Source organism: Microvirga sp. GN3 (assembly GCF_055792825.1).
Genome location: NZ_JBVVAK010000040.1, coordinates 20,513 through 37,799, shown reverse-complemented (window position 1 = coordinate 37,799; position 17,287 = coordinate 20,513). Strand labels below are relative to the sequence as shown.

14 protein-coding genes are annotated in these 17,287 nt (G+C 59.8%); all 14 read right to left on the bottom strand.

The genetic code is table 11. The annotated features are described in order from the left end of the window. Nucleotides 1–3: 3 nt before the first annotated feature. The 14 genes from ACS5Q1_RS19830 to ACS5Q1_RS19765 all read right to left on the bottom strand — a co-directional run bounded on the left by ACS5Q1_RS19830 (nucleotide 4) and on the right by ACS5Q1_RS19765 (nucleotide 17,286). On the bottom strand, nucleotides 4–3,633 hold the full coding sequence (locus tag ACS5Q1_RS19830) for a hypothetical protein (protein ID WP_473099794.1): 3,630 nt from the start codon (nucleotides 3,631–3,633) through the stop codon (nucleotides 4–6). 3 nt (nucleotides 3,634–3,636) lie between these two features. Beyond that, nucleotides 3,637–6,051, bottom strand: a complete 2,415-nt coding sequence (locus ACS5Q1_RS19825) for a lysozyme family protein (RefSeq protein ID WP_473099793.1) — start codon at nucleotides 6,049–6,051, stop codon at nucleotides 3,637–3,639. A 9-nt stretch (nucleotides 6,052–6,060) separates the two neighbouring features. Further along, nucleotides 6,061–6,828: a virion core protein, T7 gp14 family gene (locus ACS5Q1_RS19820; protein WP_473099792.1), complete on the bottom strand. Its 768-nt coding sequence runs from the start codon at nucleotides 6,826–6,828 to the stop codon at nucleotides 6,061–6,063. Next, nucleotides 6,819–7,286 (bottom strand): hypothetical protein, encoded by a 468-nt coding sequence (locus ACS5Q1_RS19815; RefSeq protein WP_473099791.1) that lies wholly within the window; start codon nucleotides 7,284–7,286, stop codon nucleotides 6,819–6,821. The genes ACS5Q1_RS19820 and ACS5Q1_RS19815 overlap by 10 nt, the downstream gene beginning before the upstream one ends. Further along, entirely contained in the window at nucleotides 7,286–9,628 is a 2,343-nt protein-coding gene (locus tag ACS5Q1_RS19810; protein WP_473099790.1) for a phage nozzle protein, read from the bottom strand. The genes ACS5Q1_RS19815 and ACS5Q1_RS19810 overlap by 1 nt, the downstream gene beginning before the upstream one ends. Further along, nucleotides 9,628–10,212, bottom strand: coding sequence for a hypothetical protein (locus ACS5Q1_RS19805; protein ID WP_473099789.1), 585 nt, complete (start codon nucleotides 10,210–10,212; stop codon nucleotides 9,628–9,630). Before ACS5Q1_RS19805 ends, ACS5Q1_RS19810 begins: the two co-directional genes overlap by 1 nt. Nucleotides 10,213–10,294: 82 nt before the next feature. Then, nucleotides 10,295–11,260 (bottom strand): major capsid protein, encoded by a 966-nt coding sequence (locus ACS5Q1_RS19800; protein ID WP_473099788.1) that lies wholly within the window; start codon nucleotides 11,258–11,260, stop codon nucleotides 10,295–10,297. Between the two features lie 200 nt (nucleotides 11,261–11,460). Further along, nucleotides 11,461–11,679, bottom strand: coding sequence for a hypothetical protein (locus ACS5Q1_RS19795; RefSeq protein ID WP_473099787.1), 219 nt, complete (start codon nucleotides 11,677–11,679; stop codon nucleotides 11,461–11,463). A gap of 14 nt (nucleotides 11,680–11,693) precedes the next feature. Continuing rightward, entirely contained in the window at nucleotides 11,694–12,437 is a 744-nt protein-coding gene (locus ACS5Q1_RS19790; RefSeq protein ID WP_473099786.1) for a capsid assembly protein, read from the bottom strand. Nucleotides 12,438–12,442: 5 nt separating this feature from the next. Next, entirely contained in the window at nucleotides 12,443–12,616 is a 174-nt protein-coding gene (locus tag ACS5Q1_RS19785) for a hypothetical protein (RefSeq protein ID WP_473099785.1), read from the bottom strand. Continuing rightward, nucleotides 12,606–14,135, bottom strand: a complete 1,530-nt coding sequence (locus ACS5Q1_RS19780) for a portal protein (protein ID WP_473099784.1) — start codon at nucleotides 14,133–14,135, stop codon at nucleotides 12,606–12,608. Before ACS5Q1_RS19780 ends, ACS5Q1_RS19785 begins: the two co-directional genes overlap by 11 nt. Nucleotide 14,136: 1 nt before the next feature. Next, nucleotides 14,137–14,538 (bottom strand): hypothetical protein, encoded by a 402-nt coding sequence (locus ACS5Q1_RS19775; protein ID WP_473099783.1) that lies wholly within the window; start codon nucleotides 14,536–14,538, stop codon nucleotides 14,137–14,139. 280 nt (nucleotides 14,539–14,818) lie between these two features. Next, nucleotides 14,819–16,813, bottom strand: a complete 1,995-nt coding sequence (gene nrdJ / locus ACS5Q1_RS19770; RefSeq protein WP_473099782.1) for a ribonucleoside-triphosphate reductase, adenosylcobalamin-dependent — start codon at nucleotides 16,811–16,813, stop codon at nucleotides 14,819–14,821. After that, nucleotides 16,813–17,286 carry a hypothetical protein gene (locus tag ACS5Q1_RS19765; protein WP_473099781.1) on the bottom strand — a complete coding sequence of 158 codons (474 nt, stop codon included), beginning with the start codon at nucleotides 17,284–17,286 and terminating at the stop codon, nucleotides 16,813–16,815. The genes nrdJ and ACS5Q1_RS19765 overlap by 1 nt, the downstream gene beginning before the upstream one ends. Between the last annotated feature and the right edge of the window lies 1 nt (nucleotide 17,287).

Sequence of the window (17,287 nt, the reverse complement as noted above, 5' to 3'; positions counted from 1 at the left end):
TGATTAGAAGTCGGGTTGATACTCGGGTTGGAGCTTCTTCAGCGCCGATTGACGCTTGGTCTCCATGATGTCGAAGGCAAGCTGCGGGATTTCCTCACCGAGCTTCTCAAGGGCAGCGTCACGGTACGCCTGCACCACGCTACGGATAGCCGTGATGCGAGCGCCGTCATCCTTCAGGTCACCGTCAGCCAGCACGTTCCGGTACTCATCGGACTTGATGAGGTCGGACAGAGCCTGCTTGAGGTTGCGACCGTCAGGTCCCTCAATGGTTCCCGTCAGTTCCTGAAGGCGATCCCAAGCGGTGAAGCCGGTATCGGGACTGCGGTACTGAGTGAGGTCGATGCCCTCGTACTTCGTCGGCGGGGTGCGAAGCGGGCTGTCATGAATGACCATCTGGCGAGCAAGCTCGTCGTACACGTCATCCTGAACAGTCGTCTTCCACTCCTCGGTGATCGGGTCCTGCTCACCCTTCCGGTAGCCCGTCACGACCGGCGAGAGCCAATCGGGACCAAGCGCGGGCGGGAAGTATTGCTTCTCACCGAAGATGTTGCGCCGTGGATCGAGGTCGGGAGAGAACCCCGGCATTTTACGCCGCATGGCCTCAACAATCGAGTGAGCCTCGCGCATGACCGGATCGGGGTTCGCCTGACCAAGGAGGTTCGGCACGAAGCCCGCAGCCGTGTTCTGCGCGAAGTAGGACAGCCTGCGCTCCGGTTCCGCCAACGCACCGAGGCCGTTGACGATGCCCTGAAGGTAAGACTTGCTGTTGAGGTTCTTGACGAGAGCCGTGGTCATCGCAAGCGCCGTCTCTTCAAGCTCACGCTGATCGGCAACACCGGCCACCTCTGCGAAGTCCGCAGCGAGACCGAGGAACATGCCGAACGGGTCGAACCGGTTGTACTGGACGTACATGGTCGTCCCGTCGTCCTTGGTGACCTTGATGGAGTACGGACGCCATCCGGTTTCCATGAGGGCCTTCTTGATGTCGGGATCGGAGGGACCACCACCGGTCACGTCACCGCTATAGACATAGCTCGACGCGGCCAGCCAGAGGGTTCCGCCTGCCATCATCTCGGCCCGCGCCTTCCGCGCTGCTTCCTCACCGTTCTTCCCGAAGAAGTCGTCCGCGTACTGTTTGCGGAAGAGGTTCAGAACGGGAGTGCGGCGATGGACGAAGCGAAGGAGGTTCGTCGGGGTACGGATGAAGGGGACCACAACGCGGGCGTAGGGATGGTTCGCCGTCATGGCTTGAAGGTCTTGACCCCAAGTCCGGTCATTCCTCCACCACGTCTTCTGACCACCCAAGTCCTGCGTCCACGTCGCCTCGCGGGCACGGTCAAGCGCCCTCTTGTTCATCTCGTTGCCGGTATGAACGAAGGCCGAGCCGTCCGCATTGGTGGCCTCATCGAGGCGCTTTGCGACGTGAGCCGCCCACTCTGCGGAGTTCTTCGTCAGTCCCAACTCCTCGGCCTCCTTCCACGCCTGAGCGCGGAGCGAAGCCCGGTAGTTCAACTGCTTCAGGAACTCATCTTCCGCAGCGAGGAACCGCGACGGCATACGCACGACGTTCCCGAGACCGTTCACCACCATCGCCACGTTCGGGTCGCTGATGTTGAAGTTCTCGGCGCTGATCGCCGCCCTGTACTCCGTACCGCCGTGGGTCGGATCGAGGACCGGATCGCCAGCCCTGAACGCCTTATAGGCCAACTGAGCGGCCTCTCGGGCACTCATGACGAGGCCCATGTACTCCCTTGCGCCCTCCTTGACGAGGTCGGGATTGAAGCTCCACGCGCCGTAGTACATCTTCTCGGCGGGCAGATAGGCCGTGTTGGCGAGACCCGAGAGCGTGTTGATAACGTGGGTCTTGACGCCTGACAGGAGCGCGTTGATGTGGACTTCCGAGACCACGTCGAGGGCCTTCTGAGCGAAGCCACCTCGGGTGTCCCGAAGCTGCGCCTTGAGGTTCCCCTTGTTGGCGCGGGTGCGGCGGGCCATCTTCTCGATAGCTTCCGGTCCACCCTTCCACATGGACTGAACGTCCACGTCCTGAAGGAGACCTTCCCTCGTCTTCGCCACTTGCTTCATCGAGTTCATGGCGCGGGCAAGGTTGGTCTGGATGCCCTTATACATAAGCTGCGCGTTGGCGAGGATTTCGTAGTTCCTCGCGTAAGCCGTGCGGGCTTCCTCGACGCTCTTGAACTTGCCCTTAGAGAAGTCATAGCGCGGGTTAGCGACAGCCTCTGCGGCCTCCTCAAGGTGATGGTTCACGGTCGAGAGAACGTCCCGGTAAGCGAGAAGCTCTGCGTCGGCCATGAAGGTTTCCTTATGGAGCGCCCTCATGCGCTGGAAGAGGATACGCGGGTCTTCCCCGATGAGGTCTGCGAACTTGTCCGCATTGACCTTCACGCGGTCCCACGTCCGCACACCATCAGCGTTGCCGCCGACAGCCTGACGCATACGGGAGGCGTACTGACGGGCCACGGACGACACGGTCGCCGCAAGGGTGCCGTCGTCCTCGATCCGGTTCACGTCGATCCCCGAGAGGTTCCGGCCCTGACCGAAGCCGAGTTCAGCCGTCCGCATGTTGTCGAGAGAGACGAGGTCTTCCTCGATCAGCTTCACGAACGGTTCGGTGTCCCCGAGCTTCTGACCGGCCTTCTTGCCGGGGATGTCAGCCGCCATATCGTCGGGCGACAGGTTGCCATTCTCCCCGCGCTGTCCGGTGAAGGTGTCCTGAAACTCGTCCCCGAGGTCGAGGTTGAGTTGCTCGGCTTCCTTCCCTTCAGCCTTCGGGGCCTCCTCTTTCGGTGCAGTGGCTGCACTTTCGGGAGAAGCCTCGGCCTGCGCCTTCGCCGCCTCGGACTGAGCGAGAGCCTCATCGGCCTCCTTCTGCATCCCCATCTTGCGGAACCGAACGGCCCGCATAGCGTGGAAGAAGCTGTCCGTCAGGGCACCGAGAGCGAGACCCTCAAGAGCCGCCTTGAAGCGTCCCTCTGCTTCCCCGTCATTCGGGTCCGCAGCCAGCCATTCGGTGAGGCCGTTCTGAAGATGCTCGTTCGACTGAATGAGGTTCGACAGGCGCTCGTCATGCGGATCGAACGCGGTGGCGTCCGTGATCGCGCCCTTCGCCATGCCCTGCACCACACCGCCTGCAACGGTCGTGGCAGCGGGGACACCGGCAGCTTTGAGGTATTTGCCGGCCATCCAGAAGCCGGTGAGGAACTGAGACACGTCGTTGACGAGGTTCCCGGTCACCGTCTGCGGAGCCGATGGCATGGTGCCGTCACCGAACTTCATCGAGTTCTGTTCGGGCATACCGGGGTGCCACTGCACCCACCCTTCAGGGCCTGAGCCTCCCTTGGCGTCCTCACCGAAGCGAAGATGCCCGAGGTCTATGATGTTGTCGTTCAGCCACTTGGCGACGGAGAAGGTCGTGTCAGAGGTCTCATTGACCGCCTCCTGTGCGCCTCGGATGGCTTGAGGGACGGCCTCAACGAGACCGCCCCCCACGTCCTTTCCGATGGCCGCAAGACGTTCACCAAACGAGGGGTCATCCTGTTCAGCCGTAAGAAGCTTCTGACGGGTCGCTTCAAGGGCCTCCAAGTCCTCGGGTGTTAGTTCTACGGGTTCCATCTATTAGCCTTTGGTTTTCTGTTCCAGCATCCTCTTCTGAGCTTCAACGAACTCAAGGATTGCCTTCTCATTGCCGATGAGGCCGTTCGCCTTCATCCAGCGGGTGAAGTTGTTGTTGAAGTCACCGCCACGGAACGCCTGCCACTCCTTCAGGAGGGAGCCTGCGTCGTTGTAAACGGGGACCTTGGACCACTCGACCTTGCGTGGTTCAATCGGTGGGGACTTCTGCTCGGTCGGTGCAGTCGCTGCACCTTTCCCGTTACCCACCGGTTGACCGGCTTCCGCCGTCTTCCGCATGTTCTGCATCCTCTCAAACTCCTTCGGGGCGTAAAGCTGCATGACTTGGTCATGGAACTCCTTCGCCTTCTGGAACGTGGTGACAGGGTCTGCGGTCGGGTTGGCCTGCTTCCATCCCATCATTGCGCCGTGGAACATCGAGACAGCCTCGGCACTCTTGACGGGGTCCTTGAAGACACCCGAGATGCCCTGCTTGCCACCCACGATGTTCTCGATGGAGCCGATGAAGGCACCCACACCGGGATCGTTGAGGACGTTGTCAGTGGCCTTGCGGCCTGCGGTCTCAAGAAGCTGACCGATGGTGATATGGTTCTTGATGATGCCTTGACGGACAGCATCGAGAATTTCAGCCTGACCGGCGCGACCGGCGTACACGTCCGACTGTAGGACAGCGACAGCCGTGCGGTCCTCGATCCCGCTCACGTCGTCAAGACGCTTCTGAAGATCGGTCAAGTCCTTGAAGAGTTCGGGGTCTTCCTTGTTGGCCGCTTCGAGAATTTCAATCGGGATGACAGGGGCCTTCGGGGGTTCCCCGTTCGGTCCCGGCTTCATCTGCGACAGGAGGGCACCGGCCACGGTCTGAGTGACGTGAGCCTTGCGGGCGTCCTTCTCGGCCTTCTCAAGCTTCGCCTGCGTGTTCGCGTCCTCCATCTTGAGGTTGCGGATACGTTGGCGGGCCTGCTCGATCTGAAGCTTCTCGCTTGCCGACAGGCCATGAGGACGGACCAAAGAGGCCACCTCAAGGATACTCTCGTCGCGCTGAAGGATCGCGTTCGTGGTCACGTTCTGAAGGGTCCGCTCGTTGACCTGAGCGAACGTCAGGCCCTGCGCGTAAGCCTCATGCTCCATCTCCTTAATCTCCTCGACCATCTCGGGGAGGTTCGGGTTCTTCGCGCCGGGACCGGTGGGTTCCGATCCGTACTTCTTGAGGGAGGCGTTATAGGTGGCGAGGTGTCGGCCTCGGTTGCCGTTAAGCGCCTGCCACGTCGGAGCGAGGACGGACTGAATACGGGGGCTGAAGCCCTCCTTCTCCATATCGTCCCACAGGTTGCGACCGGTACGGGCCTTGTAGTCCCGCTCGGCCAGCATGAGCGCGGCCTTATCTTGGTTCTCGGGGGTCATCGGCTTGTCACCGAACCCGAGTTCGTTCCACGTCGTCCAAACGAATTGGTAGCGACCGGCTGCGGACGACTTCTCGCCGCTCTTGGTCGGGACGAAGATACGCGGGTGCAGCCCGTTGTGATCGAAGAGAGAACCAGCTCCTCCGTCATACCTGATGTTGTACTTGCCTGCGCTCTCACCGCCCGCGATGGCGTTGAGGAACGCGGCCTTCATCGCTCCCCGAGGGTCGCCCGAGGTGGAGATAGAGGCGGCAATGACCGGATCGTCCGTCTGATAGGGAACCGCAGGGTTTGCGGCGTGACGGTCGAAGATGGTCTGAGTACGGGTGTCGAGGGACTGAAGGTTCTTGTCCCACAGGTTCTTACGGGCAACCTCAGTGTGCGCCTGCATGAACCGGTGAGCCACCGTCTGAAGCTCCTCGACAAGGGCTTCCTTCGCGGCGGGCGAGGCGTCCACGTCAAGGAGGTCTTTCATGCGCTCCTGAAGCCACCCTTGGATGGCCGTGGGGTCCTCGCTCGATGCGATGTCGGAGGTGTGATATTCAGCGATGAGCTTCGCCGCCCGCTGCTGCACGGCAGTCCTCGCGGCACGGCTCTCGTACACCATGCGGAAGACCGGGGAGCGGTCGAGAAGCGTGGGGTCTCTTCGGGTCGCCTCGGCCCACGATGCGGGCGAGTTGTCCTGAAGATACTTCATCTCCGCGTCGAGACGGTCCTGCTTGTTCTGCTCCTCAAAGTACGTCCCCATGAACCGGTTAAGGGTCGGGTTGAGGGACGACAGGGCCTGCACAAGCTGATCGACGTTCGACTTCGCCGGGGCCGCAGGCATGACCGGAGCCATCGGCGCTTGAGCGTCGGGCATTTTGACCGGCGACGGAAGCGAGGTGAATTTCGTATCTACCGCGACCGTGTTGACCGGACTAGCGGTAGGGCGGAAGGAAGGCCGGTCGATACCGGACTTCCCCCCGAGCGCCTTCAAGAGGCTGTCGAGTTGGGCCATAAGTTTCCCTTAGAGTTTGAAAGCTTGACGCATGGTCTGACCCGACCACGACGCATAGTTCTGCATCCCCTGAAGGACACCGCCCACGACGTTCACCGCCAGAGCGCCACGGCTCGGCATAGAGACCGGAGCGGCGGGCTGGACAGGCGAGACAGGCTGCGGAGGTTGAACCGGAGCCGAGGGCTGATAGGTGGCAATCGGGAGGTTGTAGAGGGCACTATCGGCCTGAGCTTTGAGACCCTGCATCTCAAGCGTAAGCTGACGCTGCGTGGCGCTGCGGTTCAACTCCACGACCGACCAAGCCTCACCGGCCTGCTTCGATACGTCACCGATAAGCTGCTCGATAGTGGTGCCGGAAGTTCCCTTAGCGTCCGCTGCGGCTTGACCCGAGGCGCGGAACTTGCGCTCCTGACGCTCGATGTCCTGCACGTCGAAGGCCGAGGCCATGCTCTCTTCGACCATACGCTGAAGCATGGTGGCATATTGATTGAAGCGGTTCGTCTCGATCTGGCCGGTGGCCTTCTCGATCATATCCTCTTGCCGCTTGAACTCACTCTTCTGCCACTTCAGGACATCGCCGCCGTACTGGACTTCCTGCTTGTAGTTGACGTTCTGCCACTTGATGACTTCAGCGCGATAGGCTTCCTGCTTCGCCTCGACTTGAGCGTTATACAGCATCTGCTGATACGCCTGTTTCTTAGCGGCGTTGTGACCCATGATGGAGCCAGCAATGGAGGTGCCAGCGGAGATGACAGCCGCCGCTGCTGTTACGCACATTCCTTAGTTCTCCAATGTTCCCAAAAGAAGGTCCCACCGTGCGGGTACTTCTGCCCGAACTGAAACCCGGCCCACTTCAGCCATTTGATGTGAACCGTGTTCCGCACGTCAGCGAAGTTGCCAAAGGTGGGGAAGTATTCGTGTGCTTCCTCGATCAAGCGCCGGGAGTTCTTCAGGAACCACCTTGAGTGCTTGGCGAGGTCGTCGGTCCCGAGCATCCATGAGACACCAACGGTGCAGTCACTGCACTCGGGATGGGGAGCCAATCCGTAAATACAGAAAGGCTTCCCCTCGTCATCGACCATGACGTTTGCGAAGACGGAGGAGGTGAAGCTCTCGACAAGAGCGGGATAGGGTTCACTCCCGTCGAGAGCCTTCATTTCACGCACGTCCGCCTCGCGGAGGCGTGGAGCCATGTACTCCAAGTCCTCCATCGTCGCGGGACGGACAGAGGGCATTACTGCATCCTTTGCGTTCTGACTGTGTAGTTCGCTTCCCAATCCAAGTTGAGGTGGCGGGAAGGAAGGTGAGTGTCGTTCACCAACTCGATCTTGACGTTCATGTTGTTCGCCATGATGGGGAACCGGAACGATCCCGTTTCGACCGAGGACTTACCGACCGTGTTGCGACCGGAGCCGACGATGCGACCGGTGAAGACATACGAGTACGTTTGCCTCCGCTCGGGCGTCACCTCGATCCTGAAGTAACCCGTATCGGCGTAGTTGATGATGGCGCGACGGACCTGAATACGGCCCTCGGTGTTCGCCACACGTCCACCTCCCGGTGCATCCTCGCGGATCAAGAAGGGCGAGAAGGTGTACCGAAGCTCGTAGTTGATGCCCGCATAGAAGGACGTGAGGTTGCCCTTAACGCGGAACACACCGGCCTCGTAGGTGTACGGAGCCACCTGTCCCGGCTTGAACGTCGCGTCCCCTTCACCGGCCACGATGACCAGCTTCGTCGGGTCGTTTAGGACGTAGGGAAGCGAGAAGGTCGTATAGGCCCCATCGAAGTGTAGTGACTGCACCTGAGCCTGCGTGAGCCGTCGATCAAGGTGGACGATGAAGTCGAGACCGGGATCGGACACACCAGCCTCAATGTCGATGCGCTCAAGGTAAACCCCATCGGCCCGCTTCATAACAAGCCAGAGGGTACTCTCGATGAACTCCGCATTGAGGATCGTGGTGCCTTCCGAGAAGACCCACTTCGACCACGACGACTGAACCTTCTCCTGACCGGAGTGGTAATACTTATACACGTAGGCGACACGCCGGTCCTTGTCCGACAGCGCGACGAGAATGTCCTCGTTCGTGGACGCCGTCATCTTGAACACCGACCCCTCGATGTAGCGCGGGACGTGGTTCGTCACGTCGTTCGCGTTGTTGGTCTTAGAGGACCCATCGAGGTAGTATTCACGGACACCGGTATGCACACCCTTGTTCGTGCAGAAGTACACGTACTGACCCGCACCCACCGGCTTCACCTTGTCCGAGGTCTCGAACTCGGTGACTTGGTCGAGCGACACACCGGAAGGCGTCAGCACCTCGCCAGCGCCCAACATGAACTGCGTCTGATCGGAGAACAGGAGTAAGCTCTCGTTGAACGGGATCGCGTGGCGAAGGATCGACACCTTGACGTGCGAAGTCGTGATGTCGATGGGGTCCGTATCGAGAATGTCGGTTGCCGTCTCACGCCAGAAGTTGAAGAACTTGCTGGACCGGGAGAAGCACACGCTCTCGTCAGCGATGAAGCCGAGCCGGTTCCGGTAGAAGAAGATGTCAGCGATACGCTTCCCGATGAAGGAGGGGACCGGCTGCACCGTCTCACTCCCGGCCTCGCACTTGTCCCACGTTGCTTGAGCGAAGGTGAACGTACCGTCCGCGTTACGGATCAACGTATGGGGCAACGTGCCGGGGTTGAAGGCGATCTGCCGTCCCGGTCGGGCAATCTCCTGCCACACACCGGTATTACCGCCAGAGCCGACTTCGGTGTACTGGACATAGTAGTTGTCATAGGCCGAGCCGGGAGCGCCCTCAATCTCCACCTGATAGCCCTCGACGGCCTTAGCCGGGAGGTTGGTGAAGACCTGAGTTTTCTTCGTGATACACACCATAGCCGTCTCACCGAGGCTGTCCTGAGTGCGGATCGAGAAGGGGCCTCCGTCCTTACGGCTGATATGGATGGTCGAGCCGATGACCCATGCGCTCATCGACCCCCAAGAGTTGATGACGTTCGCAAGGCCGATTGCGATGTTGCTCGTCTTGATGTCGTTCGGGTCGGTCTGAGAGGTTGTTTTCGTTGCGACCGCACCGCCATCCACGATGACCTGATAGTCCGTCGAGTAGTTCCCCTGACGGACATAGACGAGGGCCTCATTACCTCGGGCCGGTTTCACCTCACCGCTCATCGCCGTGACCACGTCCTTGTTCAGGAAGAACGTGTAGTCAGCGACAGTGACTGCACCGAAGTTCGCCTTGGCCGAAGCCAGGTATCCCTTACCGTGGGGGAAGTGGACGACCTTCTCGTTACCGTTGAAGTCGAAGACCTTCAGGTCCCCGTTCAGGGCAACAACAACGTACCTCTCGGTCACGTCACGGTTGATGATATGGACATAGGCGTCAGCCGGAAGGGACGCTAGGAGTTTCGCTACGTGCTTCGTCGGGGGCCGCTTAACGAGACCCTCAACGATGGACGAGAAGCCATTGATCTGTTCCGTCGCCTGAGAGGCAAGCCGCAGCACATAAGGCTGTTGGCTCACCCCGTTAATCAGGTTCGGGATGGAGCCGGAAATGACAGACATTAGATGCGCCTGTTCAGGACCCGACCCACCGACCAGCTATCGTTCAGCACATTGTAATCGGCGTTCTCGGCCTCGGCATTGCGAAGCGCCACAAGAGCGCGGATTTCATCTTCCTTGCTGAAGCCCGACAGCGTCTGCGATCCGACGACACGATCTTGGAAGATGCGGCCTGCACGGACGGTGATGTAGTGGCGGGCGAATTGGGGAATGTCAGTGAAGGGAAGGAGGCGGGTGATGTCAGCCTTCACGTCCTCATGGAACTTGAAGGTGTTCTCCCTGCGGTCCCATAGCTTGTCCCCTCGGACGACCACGTCGGGGCGGTCCCCTACGGCGTCCAGAATGAGGGTGTTAGCGGGGACGTAAATGAAGCCGGGAGCGGGGAACGTAGGCTTGAGGACCACACCCTTATCGGTGTTCCAATGCCACCCTCGGGCTTGGACCTCGCGCATGGTTTCGTTCAGAACCTGACGCGCCATCACTGCATCGACCACACCGTTGTCCTCGATGGTGTTGACCGGGGCCTCACCAATGATCGAGAGCATCGTGTTGATGGCGTCAAGCTCGGTCGTGAGAAGTAAGCTCATTGTTCTCCTTCTAAGGTGCAGTGACTGCACGAATGAAAAAAAGGGGAGACCCCGTTAGGAGCCTCCCCTTGAGAAGAGTGGATTAGGCCGCAGCCTTGGACAGTTCCACCGCGCACTCGGGACGGAGGATGCCGTGACCCATCGCGTACTTCGCCACGATGAGGGTGCCCTGACGGCTGATCTGGTACTCACCCTCCGTCTGGAGGTCGAGCAACTTCACAGTACCGACAGCGGCAGGCGTCATCACCACACCGAGGGTGTTCGTGAAGTCGCCAGCATACTTGCCGAGAGGACGCGGGCCGACCTGACCGACCGGAGCGACGATGTTGGTCGTCGGGACGTGGTTCGACTTGACGATTTCGATACCGGCGATGTCGAAGACCTTACCGGAACGAACGTCACCGTTACCAGCCGTGAAGTCGCGGTTGATCGCCTTGTCGTCCAGCACCAGCTTGTAATACTGAGCGGGCTTCAGGACAGCGAAGCGGCCAGCCTCGGTCACGTCCTTCTCGTCCAGCGTCTGAGCCGCAGCGAAGAAGGCGTTCAGGAGAGCGCCGTTGGCGTTCGTGACAAGGTCAGGACCACCGTTGATCGTGGAGCCACCGGGAGCGCCCTCGACGGTCGCCTCTGCGCGGGCCGAGAGGACAGCCATCTGAAGGATGTTCTTGTCGGCGGTGTTCGCCAGCGAAGCGCCACACTCGGAGGTGTAGATCGAACGCACGTCGTAGTGGTTCTTCGCCTCGTCAATCTGAGCGATGAAGACCGGCGACACGAGGAGGTCGTCAATGGTGATGACGCGCTCGCCGTGCTTGATGGTCTGGCCCTGAAGCTCCTGACCGGGAGTGTGGTAGTAGCTATCGACCTTCCACGTTGCCGGGAACTGAGCGGACTTACCGGAGGTGATGGTCCGCACGTAATGGCGCTCCATCATCACGTTCGTCTCGGTGAAGGAGGTGAGAACCTCGCCCGAGAACTGCTTCAGAAACAGAGCGTCGTCCGCGCCGGTTCCGTTAATCATACCAAGGCGGGACGGAGAAATATCAGACATTCAATTTTCCTGTGAGGAGTTGTGGAGAAAGTTGGTTAGGCTTTCCGCGAACTGCTCACCGCTGACCGCAAGGTTGTCCTCCGCAGAGGGCCAAGTGTTGCGAGTGTTTGTTCGTGGTGACACCTGAAGTGCCCCTCTAAGAAGAGGCGGCGCTATTGCATCCACACAGGAAGGAAGGGGCCGTAGCCCCTCCCGAATACTTAAACCTTCTTGCGACCGAGAGGGAGCCTCGTCACAAACGAGATGACCCGAGACACGACACCAACGACCTTGTCGTCAGTCTCCGTCTTGGTCATTCGAGCAACGGCTCCCGCGATCACAGTCAGCGCCACAAGGATGACGCCGATAGCCTCCCAATTATCCACCACGAAGGCGGGCAAGAGGGACGATACTGAGACGAGGAGGTCCACTAGCTCCATTGGTTTCCTTTCGATTAGAAGAAGTTGGACGCGGCCAGTCGGCGCGTCACCGTTTCGCGGTACGCCTCGTCCTTCTTGTAGCGAGGGTCACGCATGGCCTCGACCATCTCGTAGCGAGAGGCGAAGCCTTCCACGCCTGTTCCCGGCTGACCGTTCACAAGGCGCGGTTCCTGACCGTTGGCGTTCACGTACTTGGAGTGAAGGCCGAGGACGGCATACCGGAGGACATCGACGGGAGCGGTCTCAACGATCTTGTTGAAGCTCTCCACCTCGGAAGCGGGCAGATTAGCTCGCGCCCAAGCGGCGACCTTCTGGAACTCCTGCTCACCGCCAACTTCCTTGAAGACAGCCTCGGCCTCCTGCGCTGCAAGGGCCTCCTGTCCACGGATGAAGTCGGTGACGAAGTCTTTCGAGAAGCCCGCCTGCTGAAGCTTGGCGTAGCTTGCCTCGGACAGCGAACCGTTTTGAGCGTATTCCTTCTGGAACTCGCCCATATCGAGACCCGCCGACTGAAGCTGCTGAGTAGCCTGCTCCTCGCTGACCGGGGCTGCGGGTTGCTGTTGTGACTGAGAACCAAGCTTGCTCTCAAGCTCGGCATAAGACTTGGCGAAGTCCTCGGGAGAGTTGAACTTCTCGGGAAGCCAAGAGGGACGTTCGTTGTTAGAGGGAGCCGGTTGCGAAGAAGCCGGGGTGTTGTTCCCCGGCTCCGGTGCGTTCGGTCCAGCTACCTCTGCGGGCATTTGGACGGTGACTGTCATGAACCTTATCGGTCAATACGAGTGAAGCCCCAAAGCTGGACGATGCTCTCGTCCTTCTTCTCGGGCGGTGAAGGGGTCGCAGGCGGGGTCGGCTCCGGTGCAGTGACTGCACTCTTCGCTTCCTCGACTTTGGCCTGCGGGGTCTCTCTAGGGTCTTTTACGGTGGGCTTACGCGGCACCGGGTTTCTCCTGTTGAAGCCCCTGACGCATTGCCTCGGGGCCGAGCTTCTCAATCATCGCCTGCTGCTGCGCCTGCTTGGCCTCGGCAGCGAGTTCGTCCTCGGTCTTCGTGAAGTCACCAGCGTCGATGGACAGAGCCGTAGCGGCCTTGGCAATGACCTTCGTGGGCTTGCCGTAGTTCGCCATAGCGCCGGGACCGAGGAGCTTGTCCAGCACGTCCCCGAACATGAGGAGGCGCTGAAGATCGTGACCACGTCCGAGGGCTTCCATACCGGTGATGATCGAAGGACGAACCACGTCCTGCGGCAGCGGAGGAAGACGACCGGCCTCAGTCAGTTGGTGCATGAGGCGACGGACGAGGGGGAGTTGGAACTCCTGAGCGAGGATCGAATAGACGCCACCCAAGGCGTCCTCAAGCTCATTCGCCATGACCCTGATTTCTTCAGCCGTCACGCGCTCGGCGTCACGCTGAATGGCAGAGGTCAGGAGGAAGGCTTGAGCAAGGCGTTGCTCGATGCGGTTGATGGTATCAAGAGCGACACGGAAGTCGTTGTACTTCTCGACCTGAAGGACACCCACGTCCTCCTTACTGCCCGTTCTCACGGCACAGTTAGGGGCCTCGCTGATGGTCCTTTCCTGCGTGACCCCGTTCGGGTTCACAAGGAAGAGGATTTTAGCGGAGGCTGCGGTTCCCTCAACGATGGCACGTTGGAGACCCTCAAGCGACCGGAGGTCACCGATGTACTCCTCGACGTGTCCACGTCCGTAATCCTCCCCATCAATCTTCGCCCAACGGAGGAAGATGAAGGGGGACTTGTCGATAGGCCACTTCCCCTTAGAGCCGGGGATGATGTTGCCTTTGACTTCCTGATGCACTTCAAAGTGTGAGCCTTTGCGTTTGATCCAAGTGTAAAGATCAACGCTGTCCTGAAGACCCCTCGGGGTTTCCTTGAGTTTCTGTTGGGTCTCTTCAGGGAGTGCGAGCGGGGACACCTTCTCATGGATAATGGCTTCAAGCACGTTACCCATCGGGTCTCGCTTCACACCGTAACGGTCGAGGCGATAGACCTTCAGTCCACCTTCGGGCTGCACATAGACGCACACGTTACCGGCGACGAGGAGTTGCTTGAACGCCTCGAAAGCCGACACACGAACTGCGGTCGTCTCTATTTCGGTTTGAACTGCCCGCTCGATCTGACCAAGGCCCTTCTCGACTTCCGTTCGCTTACCGTCTTGACCGGTTAGCTGTTGGATAGCGAAGTCGTCCAGCATGAGCCGGAAGAAGGCTTGGTTCGGGGGCATAAGGGCGAGGAGAAGCTTGGAGGCTAGGTTATTGACGCCTCTAGCTCCCATGCCCTGAAACGGGGTTGGGAGGTCGTTCGCTGCTCCGTGACCGGCCCTCGGCATGAGGGACGGAATGGTCAACTCTGCACAGTCCCTAGCCCGTTCAAGGTAGGGACTGCGGAGAGATTGAAGCTGCGTATAGCGACCCGCCGCAGTAGAGGCAGGCTTTGCCAACTTAGCCTCGCGGAACGTTCAGGCCGGTTCCGCCCGCCGTCTGCGGAGCGTTCAGGTCGATACGAAGGGCAGCGCGACCACGCTTGCGGCTATCCACTGCCGCCTGCGAATTGTCCTCTGCGGACGCCATACCAGCCGAACCACCGGTCACAACGACAGCGGCGGGAGGCGGGGGCGGGGGAGCGGGTCGAGAGGCAAGCTCTGCCATCTTAGCGTCGGTTTCCTTGACGTAAGCGGCCTGCTGCTTCTGGAAAGCCATCTGCTTCTTCTGAAGGTTCAGGGCTTCCTTCTGGATTTTCTCTTGCGCCTTACGTGCCTTCTCGGCTTCCTGACGGGCGAGTTCAGCCTGACGCTGCTGCTCCGCGATCTGCATACGGAGGGCGCGGTTGCTACTTTTGCACAATGCGGTTGTCCCTTAGAATGTTGTCTTGTTGACGACGAAGCTCCTCAATCAGGAGCCGGACGACCTCGCGCTGACCCACCCTTCGCCACACTTCACGGTCGGTCCATGTGACTTCGGGGCAGCGTTCGGGGAACCGCTTGTCGAGGGCGTCCACCAACTCAGGGGACAGCGGAGGAATTGGAGGTAGAGCCATGAAGTAATAAACCCCTCAGTGTTTAACCGAGGGGTTCCCTATTTGGCTAAGAGTGGGGGATAATTCCGACCGGTGCAGCGACTGCACTTATCGGATCGGGCAAGCTCCGGTGGCGCACCCATCTTCCGACAGTTCATCGAAGCTGTTGCCAGCGTTGATGTCCACCGGCTTGAGGCCAGCGGTGTACTCGCGGAAGACTTCCTCGGTCACCACCTCCTGCGGGAGATAGGGATAGCCGAGGTCGGCTGCGGTCTTCGTCGGGTCGTTCCGATAGATGAAGCTCACGCCGACGTAGGTGTCCCAATTCGCGTCGATCCAGTCGATGATGTCGTCCACCTCATCGGGCGAATAGGACACCGTGATCGAGCAATTATGATCGACGTAGTTCTCCATCAGGAGCTTGTAACGCTCTAGCTGCGAGACGGCACTCTCAGTGTTGACCTCGACCTTAACGACCGAACCATCCCGAGGAACCAATACCTCGTCAAACTCAACATCTGAGTATTCAACGGGGAAGGTAACCAGTACAGCGTCAGAAGCATAAGGGTCTCGGAAAGTCCGATAACCAGCTTCCCGAAGAAGTGGAACAAGCGGGTCATGTTCAGAGAACCTCACGTTGTTGAAGATGAACCGTCCGAGCGGCTTATGGACACCCTCGGTCGTATCCATCACCTTGCTAAGGGTGCCGGAAGGTTTGACCGTGGTGACCGCTTTCGGACGCGGGAGGCCGAGTTCATCGGCCATGCTGAAGGCTCCGTCCCTCGCCCATACGCGGAGGGAGCGGAAGTGGGTTGCACTATCGCAAAACTCCCACGCGACGATGCCAGTGAGGCCCACGCCGCAGAGACGTAGAAACTCATTGAGTTCGTGCCAAGAACGTTGAAGGACACCGTCGAGGAAGGATACACACGTCTGGCGATAGTTCGCGCGGGCGACGAGATAAACAGCACGATTGAGACCAGCCCAATCACCATTAAACGCACCAAGGTTGACCTCGACTAGGTTACAGAATGACTTGTTACCGAGAAGGATTTCGGCGCACGGATTGACACCCTTGAACCACGGCGCTCGCTTAAGTGCAGTGACTGCATTTATGAAGCCGGGTTCCGAACCGCCTGCATCCTGCATGAGGTCGAAGATACCCTTCAGTTCCTCGCGGGTTGGCTTGCGGTAGAACAGGAGCGAGTTGTTGGACTGCGCCCGCTGCTTGTTGTCGATCCAGTGATCCTTCTTCGCGGTGGCGAACTCTTCCCACTCAGCATCGTCGTAAGGGACCACGGCAATCTCAGCCGAGCGCCGGGACGAGAGGGTCGTACCGAGCCAGTTGACGATGTCGAGAATGTCGATGCGGGTGAGAAGCTGACCGGCCTTCCGGTTCAGGATCGTGGCGATAGCCTCGAAAGCTTCCGAGATGGTCGTGTCACCGGAGCTGATCCAGCCATAGCCTTTGAGCCGGATGCCGGGGGCACGGATTTCCCGGTAGTCGAGACGGAGGACATCGACGGGGCGCTTGTTGGCGAGAAGCTTCCCGCCAGCCTTGGCCCACGCCTCGGCACTATCACCGAGCCGGATGGTCCACACACGCTCACCGTTCTCGACAGTGAAGGTCTCGACGTTATGCTCGACACCCTTCGTGGTCCTGTTCTCGGACCTGATGGTCTCGATACGGACAGGCTTAGAGAAGCCGTTGAGGGTGCCGACGACCGGCTCAAAGCCGACGCCGCAGCCCTGAAGCAGGAGCCACATAGCATCGACCACGTCATGCACGGTCTCGATGCGGGAGAAGCTACAGTTGAACTGAGAAGCCTCTCGGGTCTTGGCGATGTCCGTTCCACCGAGCCAGAGGGTACGGCCCGAGGGGAGAGCCTTACGGGCGAGCATGAGTTCCTGAAGCTCAATGAGTTCGTCAACTTCATACTTGTCCAAGGGTGCGCCCTTAGCGCGTTCCCAAAGCCACCGTTGGTGACCGATGACGCGGGCGATGGTGTCGTCCCACGTCTCAAAAAGAAGACCGCCCTCATCGAGCGGTCTGTTGTAGGTGCGACGGGCGATTACCTCGGCCCGAGTGGATGGTGTTCTCATTAGTCCTTGATGATCGTTAGGTCAGAAAGATCGGCGGGTTTGTAGTTCGGACCCTTCAGAACCTTTCCGTCCTCACGACGGAGAGGCTTACCGTCCTCCCCGAGCTTGCTCATGTTGGACGTGTGGACACGATTGAGCGCCTCAAGGCGGATCGGCGGGGGCAGGAGCGAGACGAACGACAGGACCAGCGGAGTGAGCCGCATGGTGCCGAGGTCATCGAGGTTGCCGCCCACTTGGACGTAACCCTCCATGACATAGTCGAGGTCGGCCACTTCCTTCAGGAGATTGGCGAACGCCTCGGCCACCTCGTTCTCTTCCTCACGGATGAGGGTCGCCCACAGAGCGGGGTCCTGTGAGGCGTCGAACGTCTCGCGGAACTCACGCACCGCAGCGGTCAAGGGGTTGTCGTTGAGGTCAAGCTGAAGCTGACCCTCTTCTTCCTCGATGCGAGCGAGTTCAGAAATTCCCGGCATG

What these genes read in the sequence shown, in the direction of transcription:
- ACS5Q1_RS19790 (WP_473099786.1), bottom strand. Translation starts at nt 12,437, where the DNA reads ATGACAGTCACCGTCCAAATGCCCGCAGAGGTAGCTGGACCGAACGCA.
- nrdJ (WP_473099782.1), bottom strand. Translation starts at nt 16,813, where the DNA reads ATGAGAACACCATCCACTCGGGCCGAGGTAATCGCCCGTCGCACCTAC.
- ACS5Q1_RS19820 (WP_473099792.1), bottom strand. Translation starts at nt 6,828, where the DNA reads ATGTGCGTAACAGCAGCGGCGGCTGTCATCTCCGCTGGCACCTCCATT.
- ACS5Q1_RS19810 (WP_473099790.1), bottom strand. Translation starts at nt 9,628, where the DNA reads ATGTCTGTCATTTCCGGCTCCATCCCGAACCTGATTAACGGGGTGAGC.
- ACS5Q1_RS19795 (WP_473099787.1), bottom strand. Translation starts at nt 11,679, where the DNA reads ATGGAGCTAGTGGACCTCCTCGTCTCAGTATCGTCCCTCTTGCCCGCC.
- ACS5Q1_RS19765 (WP_473099781.1), bottom strand. Translation starts at nt 17,286, where the DNA reads ATGCCGGGAATTTCTGAACTCGCTCGCATCGAGGAAGAAGAGGGTCAG.
- ACS5Q1_RS19815 (WP_473099791.1), bottom strand. Translation starts at nt 7,286, where the DNA reads ATGCCCTCTGTCCGTCCCGCGACGATGGAGGACTTGGAGTACATGGCT.
- ACS5Q1_RS19830 (WP_473099794.1), bottom strand. Translation starts at nt 3,633, where the DNA reads ATGGAACCCGTAGAACTAACACCCGAGGACTTGGAGGCCCTTGAAGCG.
- ACS5Q1_RS19800 (WP_473099788.1), bottom strand. Translation starts at nt 11,260, where the DNA reads ATGTCTGATATTTCTCCGTCCCGCCTTGGTATGATTAACGGAACCGGC.
- ACS5Q1_RS19825 (WP_473099793.1), bottom strand. Translation starts at nt 6,051, where the DNA reads ATGGCCCAACTCGACAGCCTCTTGAAGGCGCTCGGGGGGAAGTCCGGT.
- ACS5Q1_RS19805 (WP_473099789.1), bottom strand. Translation starts at nt 10,212, where the DNA reads ATGAGCTTACTTCTCACGACCGAGCTTGACGCCATCAACACGATGCTC.